The 8785-nt window shown below is 68.3% G+C and carries 9 protein-coding genes; 5 read left to right on the forward strand and 4 right to left on the reverse strand.

Annotated features, from left to right (window positions below; translation table 11 throughout):
* Positions 1-344 precede the first annotated feature (344 nt).
* Complete coding sequence (locus tag ACWEOI_RS35255; protein ID WP_452362381.1) at positions 345-1445, reverse strand: FAD-dependent monooxygenase; 1101 nt, start codon at positions 1443-1445, stop codon at positions 345-347.
* Between the two features lie 124 nt (positions 1446-1569).
* On the opposite strand from ACWEOI_RS35255, the gene ACWEOI_RS35260 reads away from it, so the two are divergent.
* Both ACWEOI_RS35260 and ACWEOI_RS35265 read left to right on the forward strand, forming a co-directional pair.
* Positions 1570-1773, forward strand: coding sequence for a hypothetical protein (locus ACWEOI_RS35260; RefSeq protein ID WP_433666953.1), 204 nt, complete (start codon positions 1570-1572; stop codon positions 1771-1773).
* Positions 1774-2023: 250 nt separating this feature from the next.
* The gene (locus tag ACWEOI_RS35265) at positions 2024-3451 is read left to right on the forward strand and encodes a sugar porter family MFS transporter (RefSeq protein ID WP_452362382.1); all 1428 of its coding nucleotides are present in this window, start codon (positions 2024-2026) and stop codon (positions 3449-3451) included.
* Between the two features lie 8 nt (positions 3452-3459).
* On the opposite strand, the gene tuf is transcribed toward ACWEOI_RS35265, so the two are convergent.
* The gene (tuf, locus tag ACWEOI_RS35270) at positions 3460-4656 is read right to left on the reverse strand and encodes an elongation factor Tu (RefSeq protein WP_452362383.1); all 1197 of its coding nucleotides are present in this window, start codon (positions 4654-4656) and stop codon (positions 3460-3462) included.
* A 299-nt stretch (positions 4657-4955) separates the two neighbouring features.
* Between tuf and ACWEOI_RS35275 the strand changes: the two genes are divergently transcribed.
* Positions 4956-5183, forward strand: coding sequence for a hypothetical protein (locus ACWEOI_RS35275; protein WP_452362384.1), 228 nt, complete (start codon positions 4956-4958; stop codon positions 5181-5183).
* A gap of 122 nt (positions 5184-5305) precedes the next feature.
* Here the strand turns inward: ACWEOI_RS35275 and ACWEOI_RS35280 are convergent, their stop codons facing one another.
* Complete coding sequence (locus ACWEOI_RS35280; protein WP_452362385.1) at positions 5306-5620, reverse strand: hypothetical protein; 315 nt, start codon at positions 5618-5620, stop codon at positions 5306-5308.
* 115 nt (positions 5621-5735) lie between these two features.
* Between ACWEOI_RS35280 and ACWEOI_RS35285 the strand changes: the two genes are divergently transcribed.
* A complete protein-coding gene (locus ACWEOI_RS35285) occupies positions 5736-7241 on the forward strand; it encodes a leucyl aminopeptidase (protein WP_452362386.1) in 1506 nt (501 codons plus the stop codon).
* Between the two features lie 80 nt (positions 7242-7321).
* Here ACWEOI_RS35285 and ACWEOI_RS35290 read toward each other — a convergent pair whose 3' ends face one another.
* Complete coding sequence (locus ACWEOI_RS35290) at positions 7322-7657, reverse strand: oxidoreductase (protein ID WP_452362387.1); 336 nt, start codon at positions 7655-7657, stop codon at positions 7322-7324.
* A gap of 460 nt (positions 7658-8117) precedes the next feature.
* Here ACWEOI_RS35290 and ACWEOI_RS35295 point away from each other — a divergent pair.
* The coding region (locus ACWEOI_RS35295; RefSeq protein ID WP_452362388.1) for a biotin/lipoyl-containing protein at positions 8118-8785 on the forward strand (668 nt) is incomplete at its 3' end.

Below are 8785 nucleotides of genomic sequence, written 5' to 3' on the forward strand. Positions count from 1 at the left end.
CACCCTCACGGGGGTGAGAATGATTGGAACCAAATATAATATTTGGCACTGACATTCATCGACACACTATTGAGTTCTCAAAGAACACACGCACAAGCCATCGATCCGAGCGGTAAGCCCGTTCGACTAGCTAGGCAACTTTTCAAGCTTAGCCCCGTCCATGCAGCAGAACCAAATCCGCTGGTCAGGTGGAACTAGTGTGATCGTCAGGCGCTCCTCGTCCAACCTCGTTTCCCAGGCCCTTGGGGCTCCGGGTCGGTGTCCGTGTCGCTCTGACCTGGACTAAGTTACGTGTTGCGTCGAACCAAAGTCAAATCGCCTCTCTACCTGCGGTTTTCCGGCGACTATGCGAAGGGCTGCGGGGGCTTCCAGCCTTCGAGGGTCCGGCGACTGTTGGAACGGAACATCGCTACCGAGACTTTGTTCGGAATCGCGAGGAATGCGGCGTCCCGCAAGGCGGCAAGAGCGGTCGAGCCCGGAGAGGTCATTCGGGTGCCGTGCTTGGACAGAAAGCTCATCCGGGCGACGCGGCTGCGGCGGGCGGCGGAGTAGCGAGCGAGATCCGGGGCGCAGGCCGCCAGAGTGACGGCATCCTCCAATGCCATTCCCGCACCCTGACCCAGGGTCGGCCGCATGGCGTGGGCCGCGTCGCCGAGAAGGACAGCTCGGTCGTTCCACAGCTGCCGGGGTACGTCGATTTCGAGCAGCTCGTCGGTGACCACCGCGGATCGGTCGGTGGCGGCGATCAGTTTCGGAAGCGGGTCCGGCCAGTCGGCGAAGTAGTCGAGATCGTCGATGCCCGGGAGGCCGGCGGTGAAGACGTAGGTGTGGTCGCCGGTGATGGGGACGACGCCGGCTTCACCACGAATGCCCATGATCACGCCGACCGGGTCGGGCGCGGGGGTGTCGAGGACCCATCGCCAGGCGGTGATCCCGGTGCGGTGCACCGGGCCGGACTGCGGCCACAGCTGGGTACGGACCACGCTGTTGACGCCGTCGGCACCCACGATGAGGTCGTACTGGTCCGTATCCGAATCGGTTTCGATCCGACCATCGGCATGGACGGCGACCACACGGGTGCCCGCGCGGACGCATTCGGCGGGTACCGCGGCTGCGAGGATCGCGATCAGGTCGGCGCGATGCACGGCGACGAGGCCACCGGTGAAGTCGCTGATGCGGGCATCCACCAGTACCCGTCCCCGCTGGTTGCGGGCGAAGGCGCGGCGGTCCGCGACCGCTCCGGCTCGCACCGCTTCTCCCACACCGAGCATGTCCAGGGCCTTCAAGGCATTGGCCGCGAGGGTGATTCCCGCACCCACCTCTGTGAACTGTGGCGCGCGTTCGTAGACGGTGACGTCCCAACCCGCCGCGCGCAGTGCGATCGCGGCGGCCAGACCGCCGATTCCGCCCCCGACAACCCCGGCCCTGCCCTTACCTTCGGCCATGATCCCTCCCCGAACGTAGACGTGTCGCGATCGTAAATCTCCGATTCCTCCCGAAGTCGTAGGAGTGCGCGGGATCACGGCACCGAATACCTCCCGACCGGAAATCGAGTGGAGGGCAAGCGGTATGGGTGCAGCGGCGGAGCAGAGCGGAGTGTCGAAGGCGGTGTCGGCGGCGGTGGAGGCGGCCAAACGGGGTGACGTGATCGCGGCGCGGCAGTTGCTGGCATTGGCGGACCAGCTGGCGGTCGAGGCGCTGGCGCGGGAGACCGCGCGGGCGAATCGGCCGGGGTGGCTGCGGGTTCCGCGCATCCCCGGGTTGCGGCGTTGAGCTGAGGCGTGGCGCAGTTCCCACAGGGATGTGGAGAAGCCGCAGCGCCAGGCCCGATGCGGGACAGCCGCCCAGCCGTCCGGGTGCCGTGGAACGGGCGACCAGTTCGGCGTTGCGTTGAGCGCTGACAGCCATTCCGGCGGCCACAATGGGCGAAGTGCGCCGTCTGACGGGGTTTGTGCGTCATCTCGGCCGAACCCACAGCGATGGCTCGGGCTCCCGCGGCCCGAGTCCGGACGAAGGAGTCGGCGTGAATTCACTGGTGGGGTCGCGAACCTCGGACGATCAGGAGCGCGGGGCCGACAGCCTGGTCTACGTCGTGTTCATCACCGCGGCGGCCGCGATGGGCGGATTCCTGTTCGGATACGACAGTTCGGTCATCAATGGCGCGGTCGAGGCCATCCGGGATCGGTACGACATCGGGTCGGCGACGCTGGCGCAGGTGGTGGCGATCGCGTTGATCGGCTGCGCGCTGGGCGCGGCTATCGCGGGACGGATCGCGGACCGGATCGGGCGTATCTGGTGTATGCGGATCGCGGCGACGCTGTTCACGGCGAGCGCGATCGGGTCGGCGTTGCCGTTCGCCCTGTGGGATCTGGCGATGTGGCGGGTCATCGGCGGGATCGGGATCGGGATGGCCTCGGTGATCGGGCCCGCCTATATCGCCGAGGTGTCGCCGCCGGCGTATCGCGGGCGGCTGGCCTCGTTCCAGCAGGCGGCCATCGTGATCGGCATCGCGACCTCGCAGCTGGTGAACTTCGCGATCCTGAAGATGGCGGGCGGTGAGCAGCGCGGGACCATCGCGGGGCTGGAGGCCTGGCAGTGGATGCTCGGGGTGATGGTGATCCCGGCCGGGCTGTACGGGTTGTTCTCGTTCGCGATTCCGGAGTCGCCGCGGTATCTGATCTCGGTCGGCAGGATCGAGCAGGCGAAGCAGGTGCTGGCCGAGGTCGAGCGCGGGCAAGAGGATCTGGACGCGCGGGTCGCGCAGATCGAGCAGGCCATGCACAGCGAGCACCGGTCGACGTTCAAGGATCTGCTGGGCGGGAGGTTCGGGTTCCTGCCGGTGGTGTGGATCGGCATCGGGCTGTCGATGTTCCAGCAGCTGGTCGGGATCAATGTCGTCTTCTACTACTCGGCGACGCTGTGGCAGTCGGTCGGCATCGATCCGTCCAGTTCGTTCTTCTATTCGTTCACCACCTCGATCATCAATATCGTCGGCACCGTGATCGCCATGCTGCTGGTCGACCGGATCGGGCGGAAACCGCTGGCGCTCATCGGCTCCACGGGCATGGCCGTCGCGCTGGCGCTGGAGGGGTGGGCGTTCTCGGCCAAGACCGGGTCCGGCGAGAGCGTGTCGCTGCCGCACGCGCAGGGCATTGCCGCGTTGGTCGCGGCGCACTGCTTCGTGCTGTTCTTCGCCATGTCGTGGGGTGTGGTGGTGTGGGTGCTGCTGGGCGAGATGTTCCCGAACGAGCTGCGCGCGGCGGCGCTGGGTGTGGCTGCGTCGGCGCAGTGGATCGCCAACTGGGCCATCACCGCCAGCTTCCCGAGCCTCGCGGATTGGAATCTGTCGGGGACGTACGTCATCTACACGCTGTTCGCGCTGCTCTCGATTCCGTTCGTGCTCAGGTTCGTTCCCGAGACCAACGGCAAGGCGCTCGAGGAGATGGGCTAGCGGCCGGGCTATTTCAGGATCTTGGTGATCTGGCCCGCGCCGACGGTGCGGCCGCCCTCGCGGATGGCGAACTTGAGACCGACCTCCATGGCGATCGGCTGGATCAGCACGACTTCCATGGAGACGTTGTCGCCGGGCAACACCATCTCCACCGCCGTCGGCAGGGTCACCACGCCGGTGACATCGGTTGTGCGGAAGTAGAACTGGGGGCGGTAGTTGTTGAAGAAGGGGGTGTGCCGGCCGCCCTCCTCCTTCGACAGGATGTAGGCCTGGCCCTCGAACTGGGTGTGCGGGGTGACCGAACCGGGCTTGATGACGCATTGGCCGCGTTCCACGTCCTCGCGGCGGACTCCGCGCAGCAGCAGGCCTACGTTCTCCCCCGCCTGGCCCTCGTCCAGGAGTTTCCGGAACATCTCGATGCCGGTGACCGTGGTCTTGGTGGTCTTCGGGCGGATGCCGACGATCTCGACCTCGGCATTGACCTTGAGCACGCCGCGCTCGATGCGGCCGGTGACGACGGTGCCGCGGCCGGTGATGGTGAAGACGTCCTCGATGGGCATGAGGAACGGCTTCTCCACCTCGCGGGCGGGCGTGTCGATCCAGTCGTCCACGGCGGCCAGCAGTTCGGTGATGGTCGCGCCCCACTCCCCCGCCGGATCGGACAGCGCCTGGAAGGCGGAGACCCGCACGATGGGGCTGTTGTCGCCGTCGAACTCGTACTCGCTGAGCAGTTCGCTCACCTCGAGTTCGACCAGCTCCAGGATCTCCTCGTCCTCGACCATGTCGCACTTGTTCAGCGCCACCACGATTTTCGGGACGCCGACCTGCCGGGCCAGGATCACGTGCTCCTTGGTCTGCGGCATCGGGCCGTCGGTGGCGGCGACCACCAGGATCGCGCCATCCATCTGCGCGGCGCCGGTGATCATGTTCTTGATGTAGTCGGCGTGCCCGGGGCAGTCGACGTGCGCGTAATGCCGTTTCTCCGTTTGGTATTCGACGTGCGCGATGGAGATGGTGATGCCGCGCTGGCGTTCCTCGGGGGCCTTGTCGATGGCCTCGAAGGGGGTGAAGGGGTTCAGGTCCGGATATCGGTCGTGCAGGACCCGGGTGATGGCCGCGGTGAGCGTGGTCTTGCCGTGGTCGATATGGCCGATGGTGCCGACATTGACATGCGGCTTCGTCCGCTGGAATCTCGCCTTCGCCACTGGAACCTCCTGCGCGCCCGTCGTTTCCAGGGTAGGGAGGACGGGGGCCGGAAGAGCTGAAAACCGGGCGAAACAGACGTCGAGGACTGTTGACGAAAACCATTCCCGAACAGAGGTTTTCCACAGCCGGCACCGCTCCACCACCGCGGGCGCGGGACGGCGGCGCGCGGGTGCGCCGAGCGAAACCGGGCGTATGCGGCGGTGACCCGAGAAGCGGGGGCAGCGCCGCGAGGGTTCGAATCGATACCTTTCAACTTCACGTCGGCAGCGTCAGCCGATCGGAACGACACGAGGTATCGATGAACAAGCGCATTGCCGGTATCGCCCTCGCGGGCGCCCTGCTCGTCCCGGCCCAGTTGGCCGCCTCCGCCGTGGCGACCGCCGCACCGCAGGCCGCGAGCCCGATCGGCTCGGCGGACTACGGCTGCACCTCTTCCCAGCCGCCCACGTGCAACCCGGCCTTCCTGCAGTTCCTGCTGCCCCTGCCGACCGGATCCGCCTCCGGATCCGCCAACGGCGCGAAGTAGCACCGCGATCCTCCCAGTCGCCGGCGGGGGCGGGAAGTACGGGAGAACGGTCGAAACGGACGTCGAGGACTGTTGACGAAAACCCGTCCCGACCAGAGGTTTTCCACGAATTCGCCGAGCGGTCAGCGGGCGCCGGGCTCACCGGCGGAAGTCGGCGCGGTGGGCTCGGTCGAGGTGGCCTGTTCCTTCGGGACGCACACCCACTGGCCGTCGGCGGTCAGACCCCACTGGGCGACGATGCGGCCGTCGGAGCAGTCGTCGCCGACATTGTGCTCGGGCTGGACGGAAGTCGGCGGTATCGACGGCAGCGTGGTGACGGTGGTCGGCACCGGGGCCTGGCCGGTGTCGGAGCAACTTGTCAGCAGGCAGCCCGCGAACGTGACCCCGACCAGGGCAACAGCCGATCCGGCCGTGCGCACCTTCATCCGAGACGCCATGTGGTCACCCTTTCGTGCCGAGACGATTCGGGGCAAACAGCAATCACAGAGCAATCTATCGTGCGGTCCGCGCCCAACCGGCTGCGGCCGGGGCGGCGCAGTAACGTGGGCAGCTATGACAGCTGTTGCAGATCGTTCGCTCGGGCCGGAACTCGCCCGCACCGAGGGCATCGGGGAGGCCGATGTCCTGGTCATCGGACTCACCTCGTCGGAGGACGGGCCGGTCATCGCGCCCGCCGACGCGTTCGAGGATGTGCTCGACGGTGACACCCGCGACGCCCTGCTGAGCGCGCTGCGGGCCGTCGGGGCCAAGGGCAAGGGCGAAGAGGTCACCAAGGTGCCCGCGCCCGCCGGGCTGGGCGTGGACTTCGTGCTGGCGGTCGGGCTCGGAGCGGCGGACAAGCTCGACGCCGAGCAGGTGCGCAAGTCGGCCGGTGCGGCCGGTCGGGCGCTGACCGGGGTCGTCACCGCGGTCACCACGCTGTCGGGCCTGGATCTGGGCGCCGCGGCGGAGGGGTTCTACCTGGGCGCGTACCAGTTCACCGCGTTCAAGTCCGCCAAGAGCGCGCCCAAGCCGGAGGAGCAGCCGGTGCAGCGGGTCGAATTCCTGGTGCCCGCACCGGGATTCGGCGAGGAGGAGCTGTTCCGCGCGCAGGCCATCGCCGAAGCCGTCGCCACCGCACGTGATTTCGTGAACACCCCGCCGAGCGACCTGTTCCCGGCCGAATTCGCCAACCGCGCGGCCGAACTGGCCAAGGCGGCCGGTCTCCAGGTCGAGGTCCTCGACGAGACCGAGCTCGAATCCCAGGGCTACGGCGGCATTCTCGGCGTCGGCAAGGGCTCCTCGCGACCGCCGCGCCTGATCCGCATCACCTACGCCGGCGGCGACCCCAAGGTGGCGCTGATCGGCAAGGGCATCACCTTCGACACCGGCGGCATCTCCATCAAGCCCGCGCAGTCCATGGAGAACATGACCTCCGACATGGGCGGCGCGGCGGCGGTCATCGCCACCACGCTGCTGGCGGCGCGGCTGAGCCTGCCGCTCACCGTCATCGCCACCGTGCCCATGGCCGAGAACATGCCCTCGGCCACCGCGCAGCGGCCCGGTGACGTGCTCACCCAGTACGGCGGCACCACCGTCGAGGTGATCAACACCGACGCCGAGGGACGCCTCATCCTGGCCGACGCGCTGGTACGCGCGGGCGAGGACGAGCCGGACTACGTCATCGACGTCGCCACCCTCACCGGTGCGCAGATGGTGGCGCTGGGCACCCGCACCCCGGGCGTCATGGGCACCGACGCCTTCCGCGACCGGGTGGCGCGCATCTCACAGTCCGTCGGCGAGAACGCCTGGGCCATGCCGCTTCCCGCGGAACTGCGCGCCGACCTGAACTCCAAGATCGCGGATCTGCAGAACGTCGCGCCGCACCGCTGGGGCGGCATGCTGTCGGCGGGCCTGTTCCTCAAGGAATTCGTGTCCGAGGGCGTGCAGTGGGCGCACCTGGATGTCGCGGGTCCGGCCTACAACACCGGCGGACCGTTCGGCTACATCGGCAAGGGCGGTACCGGCGTTCCGGTCCGCACGCTGATCAGCACCCTCGAGGACATCGCCGCCGAATAGCGAACGGCCAAGTCCCACAGCGACGCCCGCCCCGCGGTTCCGCGGCGGCGGGCGTTCGCGTTCACAGGGACGCCGACCGGTCAGGTCAAGGCGGCCGCGCGGCGTTCGAGAACGCGGCGGCGCGCCTCGTAGTCCCGCATGCGCTGCGGGTAGCCGACGCGACGCGCGTCGTAGACCGGGACGCCGAGGGCGCCCGAGAGGCGTTGCGCCCCGCGTTCGCCGACCACCCGGCGGGTCCATTCGCCGTCATGCGCGACCAGCAGCACCGTGACATCGGTGACCGTGGTGCGCGGCTCGACGAAAGCCTCCACGCCGTAATGGTTTCGCGTCCAGGCCACGAGATGGGCCATGTCGGCCGGATCGGCCTCGCCTCGGCGCGCGGCGCCGCTGTGCCCGAACAGATCCAGGAAACCCATTCCCGTCAACCTCCTCTCCGGCTTCGGAAAACCGCCGGATACTTCGATAGTGCGCAGCTCACGCCCGCTTCGCCAGACGATCGGCGATTTCCATAGCAGCTGCACAGAATCCCTTCAGAATCGACTCAGCGGGCGTGCGCGGTCCGGTCAGTGGCACGCCGGAAAGGCCAGTTCGGCGCAAACGTGATACGTGTCATGGCATCCCGCTATTTCACCCGCGCTCCGTGGCGTTCGACGCTCACGCCGGGAAATGTGGCGTAGAGAGGTCGGCACAACCGCCGCCCTGTGACACGCCGCACCCGGACGAATGCAAGGATGGGTGGCTGGAACAAGAACCAACACGGATCTCCGGTGCCATCGCCCTTCGATGGCCGTCCGGGACGACACCGCGACCCGCGGTGCCACGCCCGCGGAGAGACGAACTGTTTAACCCGACGAGCAGTCAGAGGAGTCAACGGACATGACCTTCTCCGTCCAGATGCCGGCTCTTGGTGAGAGCGTCACCGAGGGCACTGTGACCAGGTGGCTGAAGAAGGAGGGAGACTCGGTCGAGGTCGACGAGCCGTTGCTCGAGGTCTCCACCGACAAGGTCGACACCGAGATCCCCTCCCCGATCGCAGGCGTTCTCGTGAAGATCGTCGCCCAGGAGGACGACGTCATCGAGGTCGGCGGCGAACTCGGCGTGATCGGCGAGGCCGGTTCCGCTCCGGCCCCGGCCGCCGCCCCGGCTCCCGCCGCAGCCCCTGCCCCGGCCCCCGCGCCGCCGGCTCCCGCCCCGGCCCCGCAGCCGGTCGCCGCCGCACCCGCCCCGGCTCCGGCCGCCGCGCCCGCTCCCGCCGCTGCCGCCTCCGGCACCCCGGTCAAGATGCCGGAGCTCGGTGAGTCCGTCACCGAGGGCACCGTCACCCGCTGGCTGAAGCAGGTCGGCGACCAGGTCGCGGTGGACGAGCCGTTGCTCGAGGTCTCGACCGACAAGGTCGACACCGAGATCCCGTCCCCGGTCGCGGGCACCCTGCTGGAGATCTCCGCGCAGGAAGACGACGTCATCGAGGTCGGCGGACAGCTGGGCGTCATCGGCAGCGGCGCCCCCGCGGCCGCCCCGGCCCCGGCCCCGGCTCCCGCTCCGGC

The organism is Nocardia sp. NPDC004340, from assembly GCF_053602575.1.